Genomic DNA, 24,320 nt, shown 5'->3' with positions numbered 1-24,320 from the left:
ATGATGGAAGGATGGCAGCGCGCCTTCGTCCTGCATAGTCGTCCCTGGAGCGAAACCAGCCTGATGCTGGACGTCTTCACGGAAGAGTCCGGTCGCGTGCGCCTTGTTGCGAAAGGCGCACGTTCCAAACGTTCTAATCTGAAAGGTGCCCTACAGCCTTTCACGCCGCTGCTGGTCCGCTTTGGTGGGCGAGGGGAAGTGAAAACCCTGCGCAGCGCTGAAGCCGTCTCCCTGGCGCTTCCTCTTTCTGGTATCACCCTGTACAGCGGTCTGTATGTCAATGAACTCATCTCGCGGGTTCTTGAACATGAGACTCGCTTCTCTGAACTTTTCTTTGATTATCTGCACTGTATCCAGGCCCTCGCTGGGGCAACCGGCACGCCTGAACCTGCCTTGCGACGTTTTGAACTGGCGCTGCTGGGGCATCTGGGATACGGCGTCGATTTTCTGCATTGTGCGGGAAGCGGAGACGAGGTCGAAGACGCGATGACCTACCGCTATCGGGAAGAAAAAGGGTTTATCGCCAGTATCGTGATTGATAACAGTACCTTTACCGGGCGCCAGCTTCGGGCGCTTTATGCGCGCGAGTTTCCCGATCAGGACACCCTGCGCGCAGCAAAACGCTTTACCCGGATCGCCCTCAAGCCGTATCTTGGCGGCAAGCCCTTAAAGAGCCGCGAATTATTCAGGCAGTTTATGCCGAAACGTTAACGTTGCCCTCTCCCGGAGAAGGAAGGGAAATGAACCAAAATACCGAGGATTGTCATGGCTGAATTACTGTTAGGCGTCAATATTGATCACATTGCCACGCTGCGTAACGCACGCGGCACGGCTTATCCCGATCCGGTTCAGGCGGCATTTATCGCCGAACAGGCTGGCGCCGACGGCATTACCGTTCACCTGCGTGAAGACCGCCGCCACATCACCGACCGCGACGTGCGTATTCTGCGTCAGACGCTGGATACGCGCATGAATCTGGAGATGGCGGTCACGGAAGAGATGCTGGCCATTGCCTGCGAGACTCAACCCCATTTCTGCTGCCTGGTGCCGGAAAAGCGTCAGGAAGTGACCACCGAAGGCGGTCTGGATGTGGCTGGGCAGATCGATAAAATGCGCGATGCCTGCAAACGTCTGGCGGATGCCGGTATCCTGGTTTCCCTGTTTATCGATGCCGACTTCGCGCAGATCAAAGCCGCAGCGGACGTTGGCGCGCCGTATATCGAAATTCACACTGGCTGCTATGCCGATGCCAAAAACGATGCTGAGCAAGCCAAAGAGCTGGAGCGTATTGCCAAAGCGGCCACCTACGCGGCGAGCCTGGGGCTGAAGGTTAACGCTGGACACGGCCTGACCTACCATAACGTTAAGGCTATCGCTGCCCTGCCGGAGATGCATGAGCTGAATATCGGTCATGCGATTATTGGTCGTGCGGTGATGAGCGGCCTGAAAGAGGCGGTCTCAGAAATGAAACGCCTGATGCTGGAAGCGCGTCAGTAATGGCCATTCTGGGCTTAGGCACTGATATCGTTGAGATAGCCCGCATAGAAGCGGTGATCGCCCGTAGCGGCGAGCGCCTGGCAAGACGCGTGCTCAGCGATAACGAATGGGCCATCTGGGAAGCGCATCAGCAGCCGGTGCGCTTTCTGGCAAAACGTTTTGCGGTAAAAGAGGCGGCAGCCAAAGCGTTCGGTACGGGCATTCGTAACGGCCTGGCGTTTAATCAGTTTGAAGTATTTAACGACGAACTGGGAAAGCCGCGCCTGCGGTTATGGGGCGAGGCGAAAAAGCTTGCGGAGAAACTGGGCGTGAATCACATGCATGTGACGCTCGCGGACGAACGTCACTACGCCTGCGCAACGGTGATTATTGAAAGCTAGAGTTTGTCCGCGTGGTGCAGCAGGACAAACCTATCCCACAGCTGCTCTTCACTCTCAACGTGTGCCGGATCCTTCAGGATGGTATTCGGGATCGGGCACACTTTCTGACAGGTCGGCGTTTCATAGTGGCCGACGCATTCGGTGCAGCGGTCGCTGTTAATCTCATAAATGCTGTCGCCCATCGAAATCGCCTGGTTCGGGCATTCCGGTTCGCACATATCGCAATTGATGCATTTTTTGGTAATTAACAGCGCCATCAGGAAATTCTCAGAAACATCACAAACAGGGCGGGCATTATACGCTCATTCCTTACTCAGACCAGTTTTTTTACCAGCTCTTCACTATGGCGAATGCGCTCTGGCGCCCGCTCTAAATCCTGCTGCACCAGCGCCATAAACAGCAGGTCCGTCAGCATCATTTGCGCACTGGTTGACGAGATCGCCGCGCTGCGCGTGGCCTGCTCTTCGGCAATGGTATACAGACAGCGCGTGGCTCGCTGTTGCAGGGCATTCGGGGTGAACCCGGTGATGGCGAGGATTTTGCCGCCGACGCGCAGCACTTCGTCCGTTGCCATGTTAATCTCGCGGCGCTCACCGGAATAGGAGATGGCCAGCAGCAGATCTTCAGGATCCATCGCCTGCACGGTCGCCAGCAGGGCGTGCATATCCTGCTCGACAATCGCGTTAAAACCGATTTTGGTCAGCTTCCAGCCAAAATTACGCGCCACCAGGCCGGATGCGCCAATACCGGTTAAAATAATACGCCGCGCCGCTCGCAGCATCGCCACGCTTTCCAGTAACTTCTCTTCGGTATTCACGTCGAGGGTGGCATGCATGGCCGCGACGTTCTCTTTAATCAGCTTTTCCCCGACCACACGCATTGGATCATCCCCGCGGATCTGGTTATGCACCGGCATAGATTGCGGATTGGGATTACTCACCAGCGCTTCGCTAATTGCCAGCTTAAGGGCAGGGAAGCCTTTAAAACCGATCTTCTGGGCAAATTTCACAACGCTTGACTGACTTACCCCGGCTTCGCTTGCCAGCTGTTGCGAGCTGAGATGACGGGCGCGGTCAGGCTGAGAAAGCAGAAAGTCCGCCAGTTTTTTGTCGCTTTGAGCAAAGCCGGCGTAGCGCTGGCGAATGCGAATTAAACAGTTCATAAGTACTCCCGGCGGAAATGTGATTGTCTACGCAAATACGAATTTTGCTCGCCTGAATGAATTTTATATTCCATTATAGTGTGATTATTATGAATTAAAAATTCTTGAGGTACAAAAAATGAATCTTGGCTCACTTGTTTCTGAAACGCGTAACCCGCAAACCATGGATCTGGATGCGCTCTCTACTCTGGAGCTGGTTAACCGCTTTAATCAACAGGATACGCTGGTCGCGCAGGCAGTGAAAGAGACATTACCTGAGGTAGCGAAAGCGGTCGATGCGGCGGCGGAAGCCCTCAAAGCGGGTGGCCGCATTATCTATATGGGCGCCGGTACCAGCGGCCGTCTCGGCGTGCTGGACGCCTCCGAATGTCCGCCAACGTTTGGCGTGCCGCATGGGCTGGTGGTCGGGTTGATTGCGGGGGGGCCTGGTGCACTGCTGAAAGCCGTTGAAGGGGCGGAAGATAACAAACAGCTGGGTGAGGATGACCTGAAGGCACTTACTCTGACGGCGAACGATCTGGTCGTCGGGCTGGCGGCATCCGGGCGCACGCCGTACGTCATTGGCGGTCTGGAATACGCCAACCAGACCGGCTGCACGACGGTCGCCATCTCCTGTAACCCCGGCTCTCCAATCGCTCAGGTGGCCGCCATCGCCATCTCCCCGGTTGTCGGGCCAGAAGCGCTCACCGGCTCCACGCGCCTGAAATCCGGTACCGCGCAAAAGCTGGTGCTCAATATGATCTCCACCGGTGCGATGGTGAAGTTCGGCAAGGTGTATCAGAACCTGATGGTGGATATGCAGGCCACTAACGTCAAGCTGGTGGACAGAGCCTGCCGTATGGTGATGGAGGCGACAGGCGCAAGCCGTGAAGAGGCACAAGCGGTACTCCAACAGACCGATCACGATGTTAAACCCGCCATATTGATGATCTTAAGTGGGCTGGATGCGGCGGCCGCGCGAGCCAGACTCGATGCGCATAATGGCTTCTTACGGGCGGCATTAGAAAACTAACAGAGGCGTGTATGGACAAAACAGCAGCGCTCGCCAGCGATATCCTGCTAGGGATCGGCGGAGAAGAGAATATTCAGCGTCTGGAAAACTGCATGACGCGCGTGCGCGTCGAGGTGCATAACGACGACCAGCTGGATGTGCCGGGCCTGAAGAAGCTTTCCGGCGTCAGCGGTTACGTGAAGCAGGGGCAGCAACACCAGCTGATCGTCGGGCCGGGGAAAGCGGCGCAGGTGGTTGATGCCATGCGCGCGCTGATGGGCGGCGGCGCGAGTGTGACGCTCGACGATGCTGCGCGCACCAAAGCGCAGGCGAAGGCGAAATACAAAGCCCCCATGAGCGACGCGCTACGACAGCTGGCAAATGTCTTTATCCCGCTGATCCCGGCGTTTATTGCTTCCGGCTTGATCACCGGGATTATCAATATTCTCAAGCGTCCGGATATCGTCGGGGACTTTGCCACCCAGTATCCGAACCTGTTGGGTATTCTGGGGATCTTCGGCAGCGCGGTGTTTGCCATTATGAACATTCTGGTCGGGGTGAATACCGCCAAAGTGTTTGGCGGTTCGCTGGCGATGGGGGGCGTGATGGCGGGCATTCTCTCCAGCCCGCAGCTGGCGCAAATTACGCTGTTTGGCGAGGCGCTCCAGCCTGGTCGCGGCGGGGTGATTGCCGTGCTGCTGGTGGTCATCCTGATGTGCTGGATTGAGAAAAGACTTCGCGCGGTATTGCCCGGCTCGATTGAACTCATCCTCAACCCCCTGCTGACCACGTTAATTACCGGTAGTGTGGCGATTGTGGTTCTTCAGCCATTAGGGGGATGGATCTCTGATGCCATCGCTCATGGTGCGTCTCTGGCCATTGACCGCGGCGGTTTATTAGTGGGGGCAGTGCTGTCAGGCACCTTCCTGCCGCTGGTGCTGACCGGTCTGCATCAGGGACTGGTGCCGATCCACGTCGAACTGGTGCAGGCGCACGGTTACAACGCGCTGTTGCCTATACTCTCAATGGCGGGGGTGGGGCAGGTCGGTGCGGCGATTGCCGTACTGCTGAAAACCCGCAACGCACGCCTGAAAAAAGTGATTAAAGGCGCGCTTCCGGTTGGATTGCTCGGCATTGGCGAACCGCTGATTTTTGGCGTCACGTTGCCGCTGGGTAAACCGTTCCTGGCTGCCTGTCTGGGCGGCGCGGTCGGCGGGGCGCTCATCAGCTACTGGAAAGTTGCTACCGTCATTACGTTTGGTCTCTCCGGTTTGCCGCTGGCGTTAACTATCGTGACCGGAAAAGTGATGCTCTATCTGTTAGGCTATTCTGTAGCGGTGATCGCCGGGTTCCTGTTTACCTGGCTGTTAGGATTCAACGACCCAGAGGAGTAAGGTTTGGCAAATCACGAGCGTCGCGTTGTCTTTTTCGATCTGGATGGAACGCTGCATCAGCAGGATATGTTTGGTACGTTTATGCGCTACCTGCTGCGGCGCCAGCCTCTGAATGCGCTGCTCGTCTTACCGCTGTTACCGGCGATCGGCATCGCGCTGCTGGTGAAAGGCCGGGCGGCGCGCTGGCCGATGAGCCTGCTGCTCTGGGGATGTACGTTTGGCCACAGCGAAGCGCGGCTAAAACAGCTAGAAAAGGAGTTTGCGCACTGGTTTCGCGGTCATGTCGCCGCGTTCCCGGTTGTACAGGCGCGCCTCACCAGTTACCTCGACGCCAACGATGCCGACATCTGGTTGATCACGGGCTCCCCGCAGACGCTGGTTGAACAGGTTTATTTTGATACGCCCTGGCTGCCGCGTGTGAATCTTATCGCCACACAAATTGCCCGTGGTTACGGCGGCTGGGTACTGAGTATGCGCTGCCTGGGGCATGAAAAAGTGGTGCAGCTGGAGAAACGCATCGGCACGCCGCTGCGTCTCTACAGCGGCTACAGCGACAGCAAACAGGACAACCCGCTGCTCTATTTTTGCCAGCATCGCTGGCGCGTCACGCCCGCAGGCGAACTTCAGCAACTCGAATAGTCTTATCTATAGCGGGTGTGTATAATGCCGCCCGCTTTTAGACTGGAGTATCAACCGTTGTGCAACCCTGAATGCGATCATGAATACTGGATGCGCCATGCGCTTACGCTTGCCCAGCGCGCCTGGGACGAGGGAGAAGTGCCCGTGGGTGCCGTGCTTGTCCACAATAACCAGGTGATAGGGGAAGGGTGGAACCGCCCGATTGGCCGTCACGATCCGACTGCGCACGCTGAAATCATGGCCCTTCGTCAGGGCGGAATGGTGCTGCAAAACTATCGTCTGCTTGATACCACGCTGTATGTGACGCTTGAGCCGTGCGTGATGTGTTCCGGCGCGATGGTGCACAGCCGGATTGGTACGCTGGTCTTTGGCGCGCGGGATGAAAAAACCGGTGCGGCCGGTTCTCTGCTGGACGTGCTGGGTCATCCAGGGATGAATCACCAGGTGAAAACTATCGGTGGGGTACTTGCACCAGCGTGTTCGGCGCTATTAAGCGATTTCTTTCGAATGCGCCGTCAGCAGAAAAAGCAACAAAAGGCAGAATTGAAGTTGTCGGACGATTAAGCTCGTCCGGCGCCACAACCGGATAACTCTCAGCCAGCTGTCTTGCCTCTGTCGCCTCTTTTTCTTTCTCGAGCAGATAGCCGACCAGGCTAATCTGATACTTACGGATATTTTCCACGTAGGCGTAGGCTTCATGTCCGCGCGCGTAGCCGTAAGTCAGCTTGTTATACCACGGCTTCTGGCTTAGCAGCGGCAGACGTTGCTTTACGTCTGACCAGCTGTCCGGGTTACCTTTCGTTTTCGCGGTCAGCGCCCGCGCGTCAAGCATATGCGCGTAGCCCATATTGTAGGCTGCCAGCGCAAACCAGATCCGTTCCTCTTCCGGCACCGTTTCCGGCACTTTGGCCATCATATCCTGCAGATAGCGAGCCCCGCCGCTGATGCTCTGTTCCGCATCGGTACGGTCATTCACGCCCAGGCTCAGCGCGGTATTTTTGGTTAACATCATTAAGCCACGCACGCCGGTCGGGGAGGTGGCCTGGGTGTCCCAGTGGGACTCCTGATACGAAATAGCCGCCAGCAGTTTCCAGTCAATCTCCTGGGCGTATTTTTCGAATAATGGCTGCAGGTCTGGCAGGACGCTATCTACCGCGCGCAGGAAGCTGCGGGTGTCAACATAGTCAAAATCATCACCGTGGCCGAGATATTTTTCCTCCAGGCGTGCCAGCGTGCCGTCTTCATTGATGGTGTTATAGAAATCGAGCATGGCCGCAGAAAGAGTCTGATCGTCATCGAGCTGGCTAAACCAGGTCACCGGCTGCTCGTCGGTAACGTCGAGCGCTACGGCAATTTCAGGATGCACGCGCTGGAACAGACTGATCGCAACCGAATCGGCAATGGTGTAGGGCAGTTTCTGATCTTTCACCTGCTCCAACAGCTCCGTTGTGCCCAGTTTCGGATCAACCTTCCAGCTCAGGTCGGGGTATTTCTTCTCTTTCAGCTCACGCAGATCCTCAATCACCACATGGCCGGGCGCAATGGTCAGCTGTTGATCGTTAATGGAGGCCAGCGTGCGTGGCCGCAGACTCCCGACGCGATAGACCAGCTGTTGCGAAACGGAGTAATAGGTCGGGCCCGGTTGATAGTTTTTGCTACGCTCACTGTTATAGACCAGACCGGCTGCCAGTATGTCGGCATCGTTGTTATCAAGGTCGTCGAACAGCTGGTTGATATTCTGGCGAACGGTAATTTTAAGCTTCACGCCAAGATAATCGGCGAACTGCTGCGCCAGTTCATAATCAAGGCCAATAATTTTGCCGTTAATGTCGCTGTAAATCAGCGGAGAGTTGAGCGTACTGACGCGCAGCTCCCCCGCTCCTGAATGGCGGCGATACGGTTTTCGGCTTTGCCGAACCAGGGGATGGAAGGCCAGAGGGCCACTGCCAGCAGCAACGTAACAATGCCGATGAGCAGATAATTAATCTTTAATTTTTTCAATTAGTTAATTCTCTGCGACGCCGGTTGCCTCAGTATGCTGTAGCCATGTTTGATAATCAGGTTTGCCATTGAATGAGCGGCATTTTGCGTAAACTTGCGCCACTTGGCAACCAATTAGAGAGACAGGTCACATCTATTGCTAAATGTCTCCGCCAATTTTATTTCCACGCAAACGGTTTCGTCGGCGCTCAGGATTCTCTATAATGACGCCCGTTTTCCCCCCTTGCGCACACTGAAAGCGCCCCGGCGCTTCGAAGACGAGAGACTTATGATGGAAATTCTGCGTGGTTCGCCTGCACTGTCTGCCTTCCGTATTAACAAACTGCTGGCACGTTTTCAGGCGGCCGACCTTCCGGTAAGCAATATTTACGCTGAGTATGTCCATTTTGCTGACCTGAATGCCCCCCTGAATGCAGAGGAGCGCGTACAGCTGGAACGCCTGCTCAAGTATGGCCCAAATCTGAGTAGCCATACGCCAACCGGCAAACTGATCCTTGCGACGCCGCGTCCGGGCACCATCTCCCCCTGGTCTTCTAAAGCCACCGACATTGCCCACAACTGCGGCCTGAGCCAGATTAACCGTCTGGAGCGCGGCGTGGCCTACTACGTTGACGCCTCGACCCTGAGCGACGCGCAGTGGCAGGCGGTTGCCGCCGAGCTGCATGACCGCATGATGGAAAGCGTGTTTGCTTCTCTTGATGACGCACAGAAGCTCTTCTCCCACCATCAGCCTGCGCCGGTACAAAGCGTAGACCTGCTGGGGCAGGGCCGTCAGGCGCTGATTGACGCTAACCTGCGTCTCGGCCTGGCGCTGGCAGAAGACGAAATCGACTACCTGCAGGATGCGTTTGTTAAGCTGAACCGCAACCCGAACGACATCGAGCTCTACATGTTCGCGCAGGCCAACTCCGAGCACTGCCGCCATAAAATTTTCAACGCCGACTGGATTATTGACGGCGAACAGCAGCCTAAATCGCTGTTCAAAATGATCAAAAACACCATGGAGCAAACCCCCGACCACGTGCTGTCTGCCTATAAAGACAATGCCGCGGTGATGGAAGGATCCGAGGTTGGGCGCTATTTTGCCGACCACGCTACCGGTCGTTACGACTTCCATCAGGAGCCTGCGCATATCCTGATGAAAGTGGAAACCCACAACCACCCGACGGCAATTTCCCCGTGGCCGGGTGCGGCCACCGGTTCAGGCGGTGAAATCCGTGATGAAGGTGCAACGGGACGTGGTGCGAAACCAAAAGCGGGCCTGGTTGGTTTCTCCGTCTCCAACCTGCGCATCCCGGGCTTTGAGCAGCCATGGGAAGAGGATTTCGGCAAGCCAGAGCGCATTGTGACCGCGCTGGATATCATGACCGACGGTCCACTGGGCGGTGCGGCATTCAACAACGAATTTGGCCGTCCGGCACTGAACGGCTACTTCCGTACCTATGAAGAGAAAGTGGACAGTCACAACGGCGAAGAGCTGCGTGGCTATCACAAACCGATCATGCTGGCGGGTGGGATCGGCAATATCCGTGCCGATCACGTCCAGAAAGGCGAGATCGTGGTTGGCGCGAAGCTGATCGTGCTGGGCGGCCCGGCGATGAACATCGGCCTGGGCGGCGGCGCGGCATCCTCCATGACCTCCGGTCAGTCAGATGCGGATCTCGACTTTGCTTCCGTTCAGCGCGACAACCCGGAAATGGAGCGTCGCTGCCAGGAAGTCATCGACCGCTGCTGGCAGCTGGGCGACGCGAACCCGATTCTCTTTATCCATGACGTGGGCGCGGGCGGTCTGTCTAACGCCATGCCGGAGCTGGTGAGCGATGGCGGTCGCGGTGGCCGCTTCAACCTGCGCGATATCCTGAGCGATGAGCCAGGCATGAGCCCGCTGGAGATCTGGTGTAACGAATCCCAGGAACGTTATGTTCTGGCGGTTGCAGCGGATCAACTGCCGCTGTTTGACGAGCTGTGCCGCCGCGAGCGCGCGCCGTATGCCGTCATCGGCGAAGCGACCGAAGAGAAGCACCTGACCCTGAGCGACACCCATTTCGACAACCAGCCGATCGATCTGCCGCTGGACGTTCTGCTCGGTAAAACGCCGAAGATGACCCGCGACGTGCAAACGCGTAAAGCAGCGGGCAAAGCGCTGGATCGCCAGGGCATCACCGTTGCAGAAGCGGTCAACCGCGTGCTGCACCTGCCGGCGGTGGCAGAGAAAACCTTCCTGGTCACCATTGGCGACCGTACCGTAACCGGTATGGTCTCGCGCGATCAGATGGTCGGCCCGTGGCAGATCCCGGTCGCGAACTGTGCCGTAACCACCGCGAGTCTCGACAGCTACTACGGTGAAGCGATGGCCCTGGGCGAACGCACGCCTGTGGCGCTGCTGGACTTCGGCGCGTCCGCCCGCCTGGCTGTGGGTGAAGCGCTGACCAACATTGCCGCGACGCAGATTGGCGATATCAAACGTATCAAGCTCTCCGCTAACTGGATGGCCGCTGCCGGTCACCCTGGCGAGGATGCGGGCCTGTATGAAGCCGTGAAAGCGGTGGGCGAAGAGCTGTGTCCTGCGCTTGGGCTGACCATTCCGGTGGGCAAAGACTCCATGTCGATGAAAACCCGCTGGCAGGAAGGCAACGAGCAGCGCGAGATCACTTCTCCGCTGTCGCTGATCATCTCCGCCTTTGCGCGCGTGGAAGACGTACGTCACACCGTGACGCCGCAGCTTGCGACCGAAGACAACGCCCTGTTGCTGATTGACCTGGGTAAAGGTCACAACGCGCTGGGTGCCACGGCGCTGGCGCAGGTTTATCGTCAACTGGGTGATACACCGGCCGATGTGCGTGACGTGGCCCAGTTAAAAGGCTTCTACGATGCAATTCAGGCGCTGGTGGCGCAGCGTAAGCTGCTGGCCTACCACGACCGCTCCGACGGCGGCCTGCTGGTCACGCTGGCAGAGATGGCCTTCACCGGCCACTGTGGTGTGGAGGCGAATATTGCCTCTCTGGGTGAAGACCGCCTGGCAGCGCTTTTCAACGAAGAGCTGGGCGCGGTGATTCAGGTGCGTGCGGCAGACCGCGATGCGGTTGAAGCCATTCTTGCGCAGCACGGTCTGGCAGACTGCGTACATTATCTGGGCAAAGCCGTACAGGGCGACCGCTTTGTCATTGAAGCTGACGGTCATGCCGTCTTCAGCGAAAGCCGCACCACGCTGCGTATGTGGTGGGCGGAAACGACCTGGCAGATGCAGCGCCTGCGTGATAACCCGGAATGTGCCGATCAGGAGCATAACGCGAAGGCTAACGACAGCGATCCAGGCCTGAACGTGAAGCTCTCCTTCGACATCAACGAAGACATCGCCGCGCCGTACATTGCGACGGGTGCACGTCCGAAGGTGGCCGTGCTGCGCGAGCAGGGCGTTAACTCCCACGTCGAAATGGCGGCTGCCTTCCACCGTGCGGGCTTTGACGCCATCGACGTTCACATGAGCGATCTGCTGGCCGGGCGTACCGGTCTGGAAGATTTCCAGGCGCTGGTGGCCTGCGGTGGTTTCTCTTACGGTGACGTACTGGGCGCCGGTGAAGGCTGGGCGAAGTCCATTCTGTTTAACAGCCGCGTGCGCGACGAGTTCGAAACCTTCTTCCACCGTCCGCAAACGCTGGCGCTGGGCGTGTGTAACGGTTGCCAGATGATGTCCAACCTGCGCGAGCTTATCCCGGGCAGCGAAGCCTGGCCGCGCTTTGTGCGTAACCAGTCTGACCGCTTTGAAGCGCGCTTCAGCCTAGTGGAAGTGACACAAAGCCCATCTCTGCTGCTGCAGGGCATGGTCGGATCACAGATGCCAATCGCCGTGTCCCACGGTGAAGGTCAGGTAGAAGTGCGTGATGCAGCACATCTGGCTCAGCTTGAAAGCAAAGGTCTGGTGGCGCTGCGCTTTGTCGATAACTTCGGCAAGGTCACCGAAACCTATCCGGCTAACCCGAACGGCTCGGTCAACGGTATTACGGCAGTCACCAGCGAAAGTGGTCGTGCAACCATTATGATGCCGCACCCGGAGCGCGTGTTCCGTACCGTGAGCAACTCCTGGCACCCGGAAAACTGGGGCGAGGACAGCCCGTGGATGCGTATCTTCCGCAATGCGCGTAAACAGTTGGGTTAAGATATAAAGCAGGTACCTTCCAGGCCCGGTAAGCGTAGCGCACCGGGCTTTTTTATGCGTGTCGCAAAATTGCGACAAAGACGGTTTGCGACTGTCTCCAAAAGGAGACATTTAACTCATTGATTTATATATGGCAGAACAGGTTCCTGTTAAGGTGTTGCTTAATAGCGACACTTAGCCTGGAAATCATTCAAACGATAATGAACAGGTGAAGTTGGTAAAATGTTTATATATCAATGTGTTAATGTTTTGTTTTGCATTCTGGCACGGGTGTTGCATAATATTAACCAGTGGCTCATTCACCTTCTTATGTCAGCCCCTTCGGGACGTGCTACATAAACTTCGAATGACGCACAAAAAGGTGCCTGCCGTCCAACTACTGATCATAGCGATGCTTTATCAGGCCAGGGCGAAACGTCGAGTTAGGCACCGCCTTATTCCATAACAAAGCCGGGTTTTTACCCGGCTTTGTTGTATCTGAAGGGCAGACTCAGTTACGCTCTGCGTAAACCCCCATGAAGAGAGTAATGCGTTGAAACGCTGGCCCGTTTTTCCCCGCTCCCTGCGACAGCTCGTGATGATGGCCTTCCTGCTAATCCTGCTGCCATTGCTGATCCTCGCCTGGCAGGCGTGGCAAAGCCTTAACGCGCTGAGCGCTCAGGCCGCACTGACTAACCGCACCACGCTTATCGACGCCAGACGCAGTGAAGCGATGACCAACGCGGCGCTGGAGATGGAGCGTAGCTATCGCCAGTACTGCGTGCTTGACGATCGGACGCTGGAAAAGGTTTACCAGAGTCAGCGCAAGCGCTACAGCGAGATGCTGGACGCGCATGCGGGCGTGTTGCCCGACGACAAGCTGTATCAGGCATTGCGTCAGGATCTGAACGATCTTGCGCAGCTGCAATGCCACAATAGCGGGCCGGATGCCGCCGCCGCCGCGCGTCTTGAAGCGTTTGCTGCCGCCAACACCGAGATGGTGCAGTCAACCCGCACGGTCATTTTCTCTCGCGGTCAGCAGCTGCAGCAGGAGATAGCCGAACGCGGGCAGTTCTTCGGCTGGCAGGCACTGGTGCTTTTCCTGGTGAGTCTCGGGCTGGTTCTGCTCTTTACCCGTATGATCATCGGCCCGGTGAAGGGCATTCAGCGTATGATCAACCGTCTTGGAGAGGGGAAATCGCTCGGGGATTCGGTTTCCTTTAAAGGCCCGCGCGAGCTGCGCTCCGTGGGTCAGCGTATTATCTGGCTGTCTGAGCGTCTGGCATGGCTGGAATCCCAGCGTCATCAGTTCCTGCGCCATATTTCCCATGAATTGAAAACGCCGCTCGCCAGCATGCGTGAAGGAACGGAGCTGCTGGCAGATGAGGTGGCAGGGCCGCTAACGCCAGAACAGAAAGAAATTGTTGAGATTCTGGATGCCAGCAGCCGCAACCTGCAAAAGCTGATTGAACAACTGCTGGATTACAACCGCAAGCTGGCTGACGGGGCGGTCGTTCTTGAAGAGGTCGAGATTGCGCCGCTGGTGGATATGGTGATCTCCGCCCATAGCTTGCCAGCAAGAGCTAAAATGATGCATACCGGGGTGGAGTTGAGTGCGCCTGCCTGTCTCGCTGAACCGATGCTTTTAATGAGCGTTCTGGATAATCTTTACTCCAATGCGGTGCACTATGGTACTGAATCCGGTAACATTTATATCCGAAGTTATACGATGGGTTCCCGGGTGTTTATTGACGTCGCTAACACCGGCACCCCGATCCCTGATGACGAAAAAACCATGATCTTCGAACCCTTTTTCCAGGGGAGTCATCAGCGGAAGGGTGCGGTAAAAGGAAGTGGTCTGGGCTTAAGCATCGCCCGGGACTGCATACGACGCATGCAGGGTGAGCTAAACATTGCCACGGACGAACGTGCGGATGTTTGCTTCCGTATTGAACTGCCCCTGAGCCGGAAAAACCAATAAAATGAATCTAAGTCTGGTGAGTATGTCACACGTCTTTTTCCGCGCCGTACGCGCGGTGTTTTCCAGCAACACATTTCGCCTGGGTTTACCTTGTTTATTTCTGGCAGGGTGCGTTTCCCATGCGCCACAAAGTGCGATAAGCGGTAAACAAGAAGATAAATGGCCGGATAACCAGCTGGCGGATTTCCTCTCTACCCGCTGTGACGATATCTGGAATTTGTCAGGGCATGATGTCGAAAATAATCCGCTGTTCTGGCTGCGCGGAATAGATTGTGCCCAGCGTCTTGCGCCGGTGGATGCCCGTTCGAAAGCGGCGATGCTGGATGACGACACCTGGCAGGACGCTTTCAAGCGTGGAATTCTACTGGCCGATGCGAAAATCACCCCCGTCGAACGTCGGGCTAATGTGACCCGGCTGGATACCTTTACGATCGCGCTCCCGGTACAGGTACGACCGGTATACCAGCTCTGGCGGGATGGTCAGACCTTACAGCTTCAGCTGTCTGAAGAGCGCTCTCGCTACAGCAAGCTCCAGCAGTCCACCGACAGCGAACTTGATACGCTGCGTCAACAGCAACAGCATTTACGCACTCAGCTGGATACCACGACGCGCAAGCTGGAAAACCTGACCGATATCGAAAGACAGCTCTCGTCGCGCAAATATCAGCCTGGTAGCGCATCCGCAGCACCGGACAGCGACACGCAGAAACAAGAGGATGTGAAGCATGACGAGCCGTAAACCTGCCCATCTCTTACTGGTGGATGACGATCCCGGGCTGTTAAAGCTGCTGGGGATGCGTCTGGTGAGTGAAGGCTACAGCGTAGTGACTGCGGAAAGCGGACAGGAAGGGCTGAAAGTCCTTAGCCGCGAGAAAATTGATCTGGTCATCAGCGATCTGCGGATGGACGAAATGGACGGTCTGCAGCTGTTCGCGGAGATCCAGAAGCAGCAGCCGGGCATGCCGGTGATTATCCTGACGGCACACGGGTCAATTCCGGATGCCGTCGCCGCAACCCAGCAGGGCGTATTCAGCTTCCTCACCAAGCCGGTAGATAAAGACGCACTCTACAAAGCCATCGACAGCGCGCTGGAGCACGCGGCACCCTCTGGCGACGACGCATGGCGTGAATCCATTGTGACCCGCAGCCCGATCATGCTTCGTCTGCTTGAGCAGGCGCGGATGGTCGCCCAGTCCGACGTCAGCGTGCTGATTAACGGCCAGAGCGGAACCGGGAAAGAGATCCTGGCGCAGGCGATCCACAACGCCAGCCCGCGCAGCAAAAATGCCTTTATTGCCATTAACTGCGGCGCGCTTCCGGAACAATTGCTTGAGTCCGAACTGTTTGGTCATGCCCGTGGCGCCTTCACCGGCGCGGTAAGCAGCCGGGAAGGGCTGTTCCAGGCCGCGGAAGGCGGCACGCTGTTCCTCGACGAGATTGGTGACATGCCTGCGCCGCTACAGGTCAAACTGCTGCGCGTGCTTCAGGAGCGTAAAGTGCGCCCGCTGGGCAGCAACCGCGATATTGATATTAACGTACGAATTATTTCCGCCACCCACCGCGACTTACCAAAAGTGATGGCGCGCAACGAGTTTCGTGAAGACCTCTACTACCGTCTGAACGTGGTGAATCTCAAAATCCCGGCACTGGCAGAGCGTGCTGAAGATATTCCGCTGCTGGCGAATCACCTGTTGCGTCAGGCGGCCGATCGCCATAAACCATTTGTCCGCGCGTTTTCCACCGATGCGATGAAACGGCTGATGGCGGCCAGCTGGCCGGGTAACGTTCGCCAGCTGGTAAACGTGATTGAGCAGTGTGTGGCGTTGACGTCATCGCCCGTTATCAGCGATGCGCTGGTGGAGCAGGCGCTGGAAGGGGAAAACACGGCCTTGCCGACTTTCGCCGAAGCGCGTAACCAGTTCGAGCTGAACTATCTGCGCAAGCTGCTGCAGATCACCAAAGGCAACGTGACCCACGCAGCGCGAATGGCCGGACGCAACCGCACCGAGTTTTACAAGCTGCTCTCACGCCACGAGCTGGAAGCAAACGATTTTAAAGAGTAATGCCGTATGGTACTGTGAGCAATCGATTACGAGGCAGCTTACAGGCAAGCGTTTAAGGACCCACCATGAAAAAGATTGATGCGATTATTAAACCTTTCAAACTGGATGATGTGCGTGAAGCGCTGGCGGAAGTCGGCATCACCGGGATGACCGTGACGGAAGTGAAAGGTTTTGGTCGTCAGAAAGGCCACACCGAGCTTTACCGTGGCGCAGAGTACATGGTCGACTTTCTGCCGAAAGTGAAAATTGAAATCGTGGTCAGCGATGACATCGTCGATACCTGCGTGGATACCATCATCCGCACGGCGCAGACGGGCAAAATTGGCGACGGTAAAATCTTCGTCTTTGACGTGGCGCGCGTAATCCGTATCCGTACCGGCGAAGAAGACGACGCCGCGATTTAACGATGCCAACGGTTTTGAAGGCCGGGTAAGGCGTAGCCGCCACCCGGCGAAAAAAAAGCCCCTAGTTCGAGGGGCTTTTTGCATTACAGCACTTTATGCGGGCCGAAACATTCGTAATGAATGTTGTCTTTATTCACACCCAGCGCCACCAGCTGCTTCGCGGCATATTGCATAAACGCCACCGGTCCGCAGACGTAGAACTGCATATCCGGCGCGCTGAACGCCCCTTCATGCTGGCTTAAATTCATCAACCCTTCGCTGTCAAAACGTGCGGCTGCGCGGTCTGCTTCCGTTGGCAAGCGATACCAGGTATGCGCGGTGAAGCGGGGCAGCGTCGCGCCCAGCGTTTTCACTTCGTCCGCAAAGGCATGCACCTCGCCGTTCTCTGCGGCATGGAACCAGTTGACCTGTGCGCTGTGGTTTGCTTTCGCCAGCGTATCCAGCATCGCCAGCATTGGCGTTTGGCCGACACCAGCCGAGATCAGCGTTACCGGGGTAGTAGCGTCTACCGCCATGAAGAAGTCACCCGCCGGTGCGGCCAGGTGAACGACGTCACCCACGCTGGCTTCGTTATGCAGCCAGCTGGAAACCTGGCCGCCGTCCTCGCGTTTCACCGCAATGCGATAGCCTTTGCCGTCGGGTTTGCGGGTCAGGGAATACTGGCGGATCTCCTGATGCGGAAAACCTTCAGGCTTCAGCCACACGCCGAGATATTGGCCTGGCTGATAATCCGCTACCGGCTGACCATCCACCGGTTCAAATTCAAAACTGGTGATCAATGCGCTGCGCGGTGTTTTCTCAACGATGCGGAAGGCGCGAGTGCCTTCCCAGCCGCCGTTCTTGCTGGCGTTTTCACTGTAGATCTGCGCTTCACGGTTGATGAAGACGTTTGCCAGCACGCCGTAGGCTTTACCCCAGGCGTCCAGTACCTCCTGGCCCGGGCTGAACATTTCGTCCAGCGTTGCCAGCAGGTGGCCGCCGACAATATTGTACTGCTCGGGTTTGATCTGGAAGCTGGTGTGCTTCTGCGCGATTTTTTCCACCGCAGGCAGTAATGCCGCCAGGTTTTCAATGTTGCTGGCGTAGGCCGCGATGGCGTTGAACAGGGCTTCACGCTGATCGCCATTACGCTGGTTACTCATGTTGAAAATCTCTTTCAACTCTGGGTTATGCGTGAACATGCGATCGTAAAAATGAGCGGTGAGTTTAGGACCGGTTTCCACCAGCAGGGGGATGGTGGCTTTAACGGTAGCGATGGTTTGAGCGTCGAGCATGAGCGCGTCCTTTTGATGTGACTTTAATGATGTATTTTAAATGCATCTTATAAAAAATACCCCTGCGTTGTAAATGGTTCTTTGCAAGATGAAAAATATGCATCACAAACCTGAAAAGAAATCCGTTGAAACAGGGGAGCGCTTTATTCCTCAAACCCTTGCGTGGCGTGAAGGAAAACGTTTGCGTAAAATCGTTTGTCAAGACCTGTTATCACAGAACTATTCAGTTATACTGTTGCCCGTCGTCCAACAGGACTGCCTTTTCAGGCCAAAATTTACTTGTTAGCTGAGTCAGGAGATGCGGATGTTAAAGCGTGAAATGAACATTGCCGATTATGATGCCGAACTGTGGCAGGCTATGGAGCAGGAAAAAGTACGTCAGGAAGAGCACATCGAACTGATCGCCTCCGAAAACTACACCAGCCCGCGCGTCATGCAGGCACAGGGTTCTCAGCTGACCAACAAATACGCTGAAGGTTATCCAGGCAAGCGCTACTACGGCGGTTGCGAGTACGTTGATATCGTTGAGCAGCTGGCAATCGACCGTGCGAAAGAACTCTTTGGCGCTGACTACGCGAACGTGCAGCCGCACTCCGGCTCTCAGGCTAACTTCGCCGTTTACACCGCGCTGCTGCAGCCGGGCGATACGGTGCTGGGTATGAACCTGGCGCAGGGTGGCCACCTGACTCACGGCTCCCCGGTGAACTTCTCCGGCAAACTGTACAACATCATCCCTTACGGTATCGATGAGTCCGGTAAAATTGACTACGAAGACATGGCGAAGCAGGCTAAAGAGCATAAACCGAAGATGATCATCGGTGGCTTCTCTGCTTACTCCGGTATCGTTGACTGGGCAAAAATGCGTGAAATCGCAGACAGCATCGGTGCTTACCTGTTCGTCGACATGGCGCACGTAGCGGGTCTGATTGCCGCTGGCGTTTACCCGAACCCGGTTCCGCACGCTCACGTTGTGACCACCACTACCCATAAAACCCTGGCGGGTCCACGCGGTGGCCTGATCCTGGCGAAAGGCGGTGACGAAGAGCTGTACAAAAAACTGAACTCTGCCGTGTTCCCAAGCGCGCAGGGCGGCCCGCTGATGCACGTTATCGCGGCAAAAGCGGTAGCGCTGAAAGAAGCGATGGAGCCAGAGTTCAAGGTTTATCAGCAGCAGGTTGCTAAGAACGCCAAAGCGATGGTGGAAGTGTTCCTGAACCGTGGCTACAAAGTGGTTTCTGGCGGTACTGAAAACCACCTGTTCCTGCTGGATCTGGTTGATAAGAACCTGACCGGTAAAGAAGCTGACGCTGCACTGGGCCGCGCTAACATCACCGTGAACAAAAACAGCGTGCCAAACGATCCGAAGAGCCCGTTCGTGACGTCCGGTATCCGTATCGGTTCTCCGGCTGTGACGCGTCGCGGCTTTAAAGAAGCGGAAGTGAAAGAGCTGGCTGGCTGGATGTGTGACGTTCTGGACAACATCAATGACGAAGCGGTTATCGAGCGCGTCAAAGGTAAAGTTCTGGATATCTGCGCACGCTTCCCGGTATACGCATAATTCCTCTGCTCAGCAGAACGTTAAAAGGCCGCGCGTGCGGCCTTTTTTTATGGCTTAACGGCGGTCAAGGGATATTGCGCCTGGACCTACAATCGCCAGCAATATAAATGCGCCCGCAATACTGACATTCTTGTAGAAATTAATCATATTCGGTACGACCGCGTCACCGGTCATATTCCAGTAATGGTGACCAATCACCGCCGTGCCCAGCGTGTAGAACACAAACAGCACGGCAAGAGGGCGGGTGAAAAAGCCCAGTACGATCAGGATGGCGGCTGGTACTTCCATCACCACCGCAATAATGGCCGCCAGCATGGGCATCGGTGTCCCCAGCGAGGTCATATATTGTACGGTGCCGCTAAACCCCGTCAGTTTCGGATAACCAAAGATAATAAACAGGACGACAAGCGCGATACGGGCAATCAACAACAACAGATGGCGTGACTGACCAAAATCGAGATAACGTAGTGAGTTCATGGCAGAAAACCTCTGCAAGTGGAGTAATTTAAACGTAATACACATTTTCATTCCCTGCCATAAGCCTGACGACTGCACGATATGTTAATTTTTCGTTAATTTATAGCAGGCTATCTACTTGCTTAATTTTTCTATTCTCGCCAGACTATGGCCTCCATTTCGGGAGGGATTCATGGTCTTGCATTCCACGCGCTGGCTGGCGCTCAGCTATTTCACCTATTTCTTTAGCTACGGTATTTTTCTGCCATTCTGGAGCGTCTGGCTCAAGGGAATCGGCCTGACTCCAGAGACCATCGGCGTTCTGCTGGGGGCCGGACTGGTGGCGCGTTTTCTTGGCAGCCTGCTGATTGCCCCGCGCGTCAGCGATCCCTCTCTGCTGATCAAGGCTGTACGCATTCTCGCGCTGCTCACCCTGGTCTTTGTCGCCTGCTTCTGGGTAAGCCATCAGTTTGCCTGGCTGATGGTGGTGATGGTCGGCTTTAACCTGTTCTTCTCTCCGCTGGTTCCTCTGACGGATGCGCTGGCGAACACCTGGCAAAAGCAGATCACCATGGACTATGGCCGCGTGCGCCTGTGGGGCTCTATTGCTTTTGTTATCGGTTCCGCGCTGGTTGGGAAACTGGTCAGCCTCTACGACTACCGTGCGATTCTGGCTCTGCTGAGCATCGGGATAGCGTCGATGCTGCTGGGAATGCTGTTACGTCCATCCGTGATGCCGCAGGGAGAAAGTCGCCATCAGGAGAGCGCGGGTTGGCCAGCCTGGCGGAGCCTGGTCGCACAGAGCTGGCGCTTTCTGGCGTGCGTCTGTCTGCTTCAGGGGGCGCATGCGGCGTACTATGGCTTCAGCGCTATCTACTGGCAGGGGGCGGGCTACTCTGCCTCTGCGGTCGGTTACCTCTGGTCGCTGGGCGTGGTGGCCGAAGTCATTATTTTCGCCCTGAGCAAAAAGCTGTTCCGCCGTTTTGGCGCGCGCGATCTGCTGCTGCTTTCGGCGATTTGCGGCGTGGCACGCTGGGGTATTATGGGCTGGACGACGGATCTGCCATGGCTGATCTTGGCGCAAATTCTGCACTGCGGCACCTTCACCGTATGTCACCTGGCGGCGATGCGCTATATCGCTGCGCGTGAGGGCGGGGATGTGATTCGTCTGCAGTCGGTCTATTCCGCGGTAGCAATGGGCGGCAGTATTGCGGTGATGACGGTCTTTGCCGGTTTCCTGTATCAACACCTCGGGCACGGCGTCTTCTGGGTAATGGCGCTGGTGGCGCTACCGGCGATGTTTGTTCGACCAAAAGTGGCCGCACGCGCGTAACTACGACTCCAGCATCGCGCGAATATGCTCTTGCTGCTGCGCATTCAGTGATTCAACCGCGTGGATCAACGGCGGCGAGAACAGCGGCAGGGCAACAGGATAGGGGGTGACCACCAGCGCGGCTTCGCGCGGCGCGCCCTCTTTCTGAAAAGCCTGCAACGTCAGATAGCGAATATTGAGCGGCAGCAGCGTCAACTCGCGCAGCTGCTGTTCAATCAGCTCCTCACAGGATTTATCTTCCCCGGTCAACAGCACCACCTGCTTTTCATGGAGATCGGACTCCTGCATCAGCCAGGCGCCGAAAATCACCGCGACCAGGCTCATCTCTTCATCGGAAAAACGCAGGCCAAACTCCGCTTCCAGCTCAAACAACGCCTCTTTCGTGGTGCGTAACAGCCGGGGATAGAGACGATGGATCTCCTCTGGCAGGCTGTTGTCGATGCCAATTTCAAACAGGGAACGGTCCAGCGCCTGAGACAGATGGATATACAGCTGATCGGTCAGCCCTTGCTCGTCGCTGAAGTTCATCCCGGTCTGCGAGCGAAAACGGGCCACCATGCGCACGATGGCGCGACGCAAACGCTCATCCTGCTGGTGCTTATCCAGCACCGGATCGGGCGTGCGGAGCATCATAAACAGCAGCGCCAGAAACAACTGCTCATCCACATGCGCGCCCTGAGGAACGCGCCGCTTCCAGTGACGGACGATCTCCTGCGCCGTAAAATACTCTCCCCGCGACTGCGTCCAGCTGCGCTGGGCATGGGAAAATTGTGGCGTATTCCCCAGGTGGTGCTGGATAAGGCAGTACTGTAAGTAGAGCTGTAAGAACTGGATGTCGCGACACTCAAACTGCCGCTGCAGCTTGCGCGAGCAGAAGTTGATTAACGCCCGCAGGTTAGCATCGTCGTAAAGTGGCCGCGCGATGCCGTGTTGTTTAAGCGCGGTTTTTAACGCTGGCGTAAACTGGTGCGAGACAAACTGCGGGCAAAGGCGGAGCGCCCTGCGCAGCCAGTGCAGCAGGCATAAACGCTGGTTCAGGGCAGTGCCTTCAATCCGGTAGCTGCCGTCGTGGTGCGTGACGATATCCAGCCGGTGATAGCGCTGGATTTCATCGCGCGTCTCGGCTATATCTTGCCGTGCCAGGACGTCGTCCACGCCGTTGGCTGCGATTATGCTCTGTGCGGTGACGGCAGCATCGGGCAGGTAAAGCATTAAAAGCACCTGGCAACGGCGCTGCGAACTGGAAAGCACAGATGGAATTTCAAGCGTCGTCATCATCTGTCGGGTATCCAGTGTGAATGTTTGATAAGAATAGCTAAAGGATGGGGGCTGAAAAGCGCACCGGCAGGCCTTTCACTCAGGATTGCTGGAGAACATCACAGAATTTTTGACGTGAGGAATTGATGCAGACAGTTAAACACAGTGCGATGGCGTTATTTTTGGCGGTTATCTCCTTCACCACCTGCGCACATCCTCACAGTTTTATCAGCCTGAAAACCGAACTGGTCACCGACGGCACGCAGTTAAGTGGCCTGAAGATGCGCTGGACGATGGATGAAATCACCTCGGCTGACCTGCTTTATGATGCGGGAAATGCGAAGCCCGGCGATGAAATCTGGAAAAAGCTGGCGGCGGAAGTGATGGCTAACGTGCTGGGTCAGCACTACTTCACCGAGTTCTGGCATAACGGCCAGAAGGTGAAGTTTCTTAACCGACCCACGGAGTATGGTATGTCACGCGACGGGCATCAGGCGGTGCTGACGTTCGTCCTTCCGCTGGCGCACCCGCAGCCGCTGGCAGGGCAAAAATATACTTTTTCCACTTTTGACCCCACCTACTACGTCGACATGCACTACGCCGACGAGAGCGATGTACAGCTGCCGGCCTCGTTGCAGAAAACCTGCAAAATGGCGGTTCACACCCCGAAGCCCAGCGAAGAGACGCTGAACTTTGCCGTCTCTCTTGATAAAGAAGATGCGCCACCGGAGGACATGGAGTTGGGTAAACAGTTCGCGCAGGAGGTGACGTTACAATGTCAGTGATCGCTTCTCCGTCCCGCAAATCTCGCCGCTGGCTTCATCTTTGGCCGCTGGCGCTTTTTATACTGTTAGCTATTGGCGGTTCGCTCTGGCTGTGGCAGGCCTGGCCGCAGGTGATGATGAAAAGCATCATCTGGCAACGCGAGGTGAACCAGCAGATGAGTGGTTTACTGAAAGCGGTGGCGGAGAACCCAACGAAAGCGGGCGGTTCCCTGCTGGCGTTCAGCTTTATCTACGGGGTGCTGCATGCGCTGGGGCCTGGGCATGGCAAAATCGTTATCACCACCTGGCTTGCGACCCATCCGTCGAAGCTGAAATCGAGCATGGGTCTTACGCTGGCCTCCTCGCTGCTTCAGGGGGGCGTGGCGATTGGGCTGGTTGTCGTGGTGCTTTCACTTCTTCAGCTTCCAGCCCGGCAGCTGCACATGAGTAGCTTCTGGCTGGAAAAGGGGAGCTATGCGCTGGTGGGCGTGCTGGGGCTGATCCTCTGCTGGCGAGCACTGAAAAAACTGCGCGCGCTGTTGCAAAAACCGCAATTCAGGACTTTTACGCCGCATCACGTTCACGATGAAAACTGTGGCTGCGGACATCAGCATCTGCCGACGCAGGAACAGCTACAGAACGGTGATGACTGGCGTGCGCGGCTGATGATTGTGCTCTCGATGGGGATGCGCCCGTGCTCGGGGGCAATCATGGTGTTGTTGTTCAGCAAGGTGATTGGCGTGTTTGGCTGGGGAATGCTTTCTGCGCTGGCGATGGCGGCTGGAACGTCACTGACGATTTCTTCGCTGGCGTTGCTGGTGCACAGCTTCCGTCAGCTGGCGGTTAAACTCAGCGGCAATAAAACGCCGGTGCTGTGGCGACAGGTCGGATGGACAACGCTCGCGCTGGCGGGCGGGGTGATTCTGCTGGTGGCGGCGGTGACGATGTGGAACAGTGTGGTACCGGTGGGAAGGGGATTGCGGCCGTTTTAGTTGGGATTCCCTCTCCCACAGGGAGAGGGAATGACCGGG

21 protein-coding genes and 1 pseudogene are annotated in these 24,320 nt (G+C 56.4%); 16 read left to right on the top strand and 6 right to left on the bottom strand.

Annotated elements, in window-relative coordinates; translation table 11 throughout:
• Positions 1-3: 3 nt before the first annotated feature.
• From recO to acpS, 3 genes are read left to right on the top strand one after another with little or no spacing between them, the layout of a single operon-like run.
• Entirely contained in the window at positions 4-711 is a 708-nt protein-coding gene (gene recO / locus A4308_RS21370) for a DNA repair protein RecO (RefSeq protein WP_023331096.1), read from the top strand.
• A 54-nt stretch (positions 712-765) separates the two neighbouring features.
• Positions 766-1,497 (top strand): pyridoxine 5'-phosphate synthase, encoded by a 732-nt coding sequence (gene pdxJ, locus A4308_RS21365; protein ID WP_023331095.1) that lies wholly within the window; start codon positions 766-768, stop codon positions 1,495-1,497.
• Entirely contained in the window at positions 1,497-1,877 is a 381-nt protein-coding gene (acpS, locus tag A4308_RS21360; protein ID WP_045135184.1) for a holo-ACP synthase, read from the top strand. The genes pdxJ and acpS overlap by 1 nt, the downstream gene beginning before the upstream one ends.
• On the opposite strand, the gene A4308_RS21355 is transcribed toward acpS, so the two are convergent.
• Together A4308_RS21355 and A4308_RS21350 are read right to left on the bottom strand one after the other, a co-directional pair.
• The gene (locus A4308_RS21355; RefSeq protein ID WP_045135183.1) at positions 1,874-2,134 is read right to left on the bottom strand and encodes a YfhL family 4Fe-4S dicluster ferredoxin; all 261 of its coding nucleotides are present in this window, start codon (positions 2,132-2,134) and stop codon (positions 1,874-1,876) included. The genes acpS and A4308_RS21355 overlap by 4 nt on opposite strands.
• 56 nt (positions 2,135-2,190) lie before the next feature.
• The gene (locus A4308_RS21350) at positions 2,191-3,039 is read right to left on the bottom strand and encodes a MurR/RpiR family transcriptional regulator (RefSeq protein ID WP_014884841.1); all 849 of its coding nucleotides are present in this window, start codon (positions 3,037-3,039) and stop codon (positions 2,191-2,193) included.
• Positions 3,040-3,157: 118 nt separating this feature from the next.
• Here A4308_RS21350 and murQ point away from each other — a divergent pair, with 118 nt between their 5' ends.
• From murQ to tadA, 4 genes are read left to right on the top strand one after another with little or no spacing between them, the layout of a single operon-like run.
• Positions 3,158-4,051, top strand: a complete 894-nt coding sequence (gene murQ, locus A4308_RS21345; protein WP_045281164.1) for an N-acetylmuramic acid 6-phosphate etherase — start codon at positions 3,158-3,160, stop codon at positions 4,049-4,051.
• A gap of 11 nt (positions 4,052-4,062) precedes the next feature.
• On the top strand, positions 4,063-5,424 hold the full coding sequence (locus tag A4308_RS21340) for a PTS transporter subunit EIIC (protein WP_045281163.1): 1,362 nt from the start codon (positions 4,063-4,065) through the stop codon (positions 5,422-5,424).
• A gap of 3 nt (positions 5,425-5,427) precedes the next feature.
• Entirely contained in the window at positions 5,428-6,063 is a 636-nt protein-coding gene (yfhb, locus tag A4308_RS21335; RefSeq protein WP_023331092.1) for a phosphatidylglycerophosphatase C, read from the top strand.
• 24 nt (positions 6,064-6,087) lie between these two features.
• A complete protein-coding gene (gene tadA, locus A4308_RS21330; protein ID WP_049011368.1) occupies positions 6,088-6,627 on the top strand; it encodes a tRNA adenosine(34) deaminase TadA in 540 nt (179 codons plus the stop codon).
• On the opposite strand, the pseudogene mltF reads toward tadA, so the two are convergent.
• Positions 6,515-8,064 (bottom strand): annotated as a pseudogene (mltF, locus tag A4308_RS21325) (membrane-bound lytic murein transglycosylase MltF). The gene tadA and the pseudogene mltF overlap by 113 nt on opposite strands.
• A 268-nt stretch (positions 8,065-8,332) precedes the next feature.
• On the opposite strand from mltF, the gene purL reads away from it, so the two are divergent.
• From purL to glnB, 5 genes are all read left to right on the top strand, one after another.
• Positions 8,333-12,220 (top strand): phosphoribosylformylglycinamidine synthase, encoded by a 3,888-nt coding sequence (gene purL / locus A4308_RS21320; protein WP_041163065.1) that lies wholly within the window; start codon positions 8,333-8,335, stop codon positions 12,218-12,220.
• A gap of 532 nt (positions 12,221-12,752) precedes the next feature.
• Complete coding sequence (qseE, locus tag A4308_RS21315; RefSeq protein WP_014884834.1) at positions 12,753-14,180, top strand: two component system sensor histidine kinase QseE/GlrK; 1,428 nt, start codon at positions 12,753-12,755, stop codon at positions 14,178-14,180.
• 1 nt (position 14,181) lies between these two features.
• On the top strand, positions 14,182-14,919 hold the full coding sequence (qseG, locus tag A4308_RS21310; protein WP_023337635.1) for a two-component system QseEF-associated lipoprotein QseG: 738 nt from the start codon (positions 14,182-14,184) through the stop codon (positions 14,917-14,919).
• Positions 14,906-16,243, top strand: a complete 1,338-nt coding sequence (gene glrR / locus A4308_RS21305) for a two-component system response regulator GlrR (protein WP_014884832.1) — start codon at positions 14,906-14,908, stop codon at positions 16,241-16,243. The genes qseG and glrR overlap by 14 nt, the downstream gene beginning before the upstream one ends.
• A gap of 65 nt (positions 16,244-16,308) precedes the next feature.
• Entirely contained in the window at positions 16,309-16,647 is a 339-nt protein-coding gene (gene glnB, locus A4308_RS21300) for a nitrogen regulatory protein P-II (RefSeq protein ID WP_003860685.1), read from the top strand.
• Positions 16,648-16,730: 83 nt separating this feature from the next.
• Here glnB and hmpA read toward each other — a convergent pair whose 3' ends face one another.
• Complete coding sequence (hmpA, locus tag A4308_RS21295) at positions 16,731-17,921, bottom strand: NO-inducible flavohemoprotein (RefSeq protein WP_014884831.1); 1,191 nt, start codon at positions 17,919-17,921, stop codon at positions 16,731-16,733.
• 304 nt (positions 17,922-18,225) lie between these two features.
• Between hmpA and glyA the strand changes: the two genes are divergently transcribed.
• Positions 18,226-19,479, top strand: a complete 1,254-nt coding sequence (gene glyA / locus A4308_RS21290; RefSeq protein ID WP_008502165.1) for a serine hydroxymethyltransferase — start codon at positions 18,226-18,228, stop codon at positions 19,477-19,479.
• A 54-nt stretch (positions 19,480-19,533) separates the two neighbouring features.
• Here the strand turns inward: glyA and A4308_RS21285 are convergent, their stop codons facing one another.
• Positions 19,534-19,956, bottom strand: coding sequence for a DoxX family protein (locus tag A4308_RS21285; RefSeq protein WP_014884830.1), 423 nt, complete (start codon positions 19,954-19,956; stop codon positions 19,534-19,536).
• 172 nt (positions 19,957-20,128) lie between these two features.
• On the opposite strand from A4308_RS21285, the gene A4308_RS21280 reads away from it, so the two are divergent.
• Complete coding sequence (locus A4308_RS21280; protein ID WP_014884829.1) at positions 20,129-21,268, top strand: 3-phenylpropionate MFS transporter; 1,140 nt, start codon at positions 20,129-20,131, stop codon at positions 21,266-21,268.
• Here the strand turns inward: A4308_RS21280 and csiE are convergent, their stop codons facing one another.
• The gene (csiE, locus tag A4308_RS21275) at positions 21,269-22,546 is read right to left on the bottom strand and encodes a stationary phase inducible protein CsiE (RefSeq protein WP_023337632.1); all 1,278 of its coding nucleotides are present in this window, start codon (positions 22,544-22,546) and stop codon (positions 21,269-21,271) included.
• Between the two features lie 125 nt (positions 22,547-22,671).
• Between csiE and A4308_RS21270 the strand changes: the two genes are divergently transcribed.
• Both A4308_RS21270 and A4308_RS21265 read left to right on the top strand, forming a co-directional pair.
• The gene (locus tag A4308_RS21270; RefSeq protein ID WP_014884828.1) at positions 22,672-23,310 is read left to right on the top strand and encodes a DUF1007 family protein; all 639 of its coding nucleotides are present in this window, start codon (positions 22,672-22,674) and stop codon (positions 23,308-23,310) included.
• Positions 23,301-24,281 (top strand): nickel/cobalt transporter, encoded by a 981-nt coding sequence (locus tag A4308_RS21265; RefSeq protein ID WP_045135180.1) that lies wholly within the window; start codon positions 23,301-23,303, stop codon positions 24,279-24,281. Before A4308_RS21270 ends, A4308_RS21265 begins: the two co-directional genes overlap by 10 nt.
• The last annotated feature ends 39 nt before the right edge of the window (positions 24,282-24,320 follow it).

It is taken from the genome of Enterobacter sp. ODB01 (assembly GCF_001623605.1).
GTDB classification, from domain to species: domain Bacteria; phylum Pseudomonadota; class Gammaproteobacteria; order Enterobacterales; family Enterobacteriaceae; genus Enterobacter; species Enterobacter kobei.
The sequence above is the reverse complement of the archived record's forward strand: the minus strand, read 5'-3'. Positions and strand labels throughout refer to the sequence as shown.

What these genes read in the sequence shown, in the direction of transcription:
- recO (WP_023331096.1), top strand. Translation starts at nt 4, where the DNA reads ATGGAAGGATGGCAGCGCGCCTTCGTCCTGCATAGTCGTCCCTGGAGC.
- pdxJ (WP_023331095.1), top strand. Translation starts at nt 766, where the DNA reads ATGGCTGAATTACTGTTAGGCGTCAATATTGATCACATTGCCACGCTG.
- acpS (WP_045135184.1), top strand. Translation starts at nt 1,497, where the DNA reads ATGGCCATTCTGGGCTTAGGCACTGATATCGTTGAGATAGCCCGCATA.
- A4308_RS21355 (WP_045135183.1), bottom strand. Translation starts at nt 2,134, where the DNA reads ATGGCGCTGTTAATTACCAAAAAATGCATCAATTGCGATATGTGCGAA.
- A4308_RS21350 (WP_014884841.1), bottom strand. Translation starts at nt 3,039, where the DNA reads ATGAACTGTTTAATTCGCATTCGCCAGCGCTACGCCGGCTTTGCTCAA.
- murQ (WP_045281164.1), top strand. Translation starts at nt 3,158, where the DNA reads ATGAATCTTGGCTCACTTGTTTCTGAAACGCGTAACCCGCAAACCATG.
- A4308_RS21340 (WP_045281163.1), top strand. Translation starts at nt 4,063, where the DNA reads ATGGACAAAACAGCAGCGCTCGCCAGCGATATCCTGCTAGGGATCGGC.
- tadA (WP_049011368.1), top strand. Translation starts at nt 6,088, where the DNA reads ATGCCGCCCGCTTTTAGACTGGAGTATCAACCGTTGTGCAACCCTGAA.
- purL (WP_041163065.1), top strand. Translation starts at nt 8,333, where the DNA reads ATGATGGAAATTCTGCGTGGTTCGCCTGCACTGTCTGCCTTCCGTATT.
- qseG (WP_023337635.1), top strand. Translation starts at nt 14,182, where the DNA reads ATGAATCTAAGTCTGGTGAGTATGTCACACGTCTTTTTCCGCGCCGTA.
- glrR (WP_014884832.1), top strand. Translation starts at nt 14,906, where the DNA reads ATGACGAGCCGTAAACCTGCCCATCTCTTACTGGTGGATGACGATCCC.
- glnB (WP_003860685.1), top strand. Translation starts at nt 16,309, where the DNA reads ATGAAAAAGATTGATGCGATTATTAAACCTTTCAAACTGGATGATGTG.
- hmpA (WP_014884831.1), bottom strand. Translation starts at nt 17,921, where the DNA reads ATGCTCGACGCTCAAACCATCGCTACCGTTAAAGCCACCATCCCCCTG.
- glyA (WP_008502165.1), top strand. Translation starts at nt 18,226, where the DNA reads ATGTTAAAGCGTGAAATGAACATTGCCGATTATGATGCCGAACTGTGG.
- A4308_RS21285 (WP_014884830.1), bottom strand. Translation starts at nt 19,956, where the DNA reads ATGAACTCACTACGTTATCTCGATTTTGGTCAGTCACGCCATCTGTTG.
- A4308_RS21280 (WP_014884829.1), top strand. Translation starts at nt 20,129, where the DNA reads ATGGTCTTGCATTCCACGCGCTGGCTGGCGCTCAGCTATTTCACCTAT.
- csiE (WP_023337632.1), bottom strand. Translation starts at nt 22,546, where the DNA reads ATGATGACGACGCTTGAAATTCCATCTGTGCTTTCCAGTTCGCAGCGC.
- A4308_RS21270 (WP_014884828.1), top strand. Translation starts at nt 22,672, where the DNA reads ATGCAGACAGTTAAACACAGTGCGATGGCGTTATTTTTGGCGGTTATC.
- A4308_RS21265 (WP_045135180.1), top strand. Translation starts at nt 23,301, where the DNA reads ATGTCAGTGATCGCTTCTCCGTCCCGCAAATCTCGCCGCTGGCTTCAT.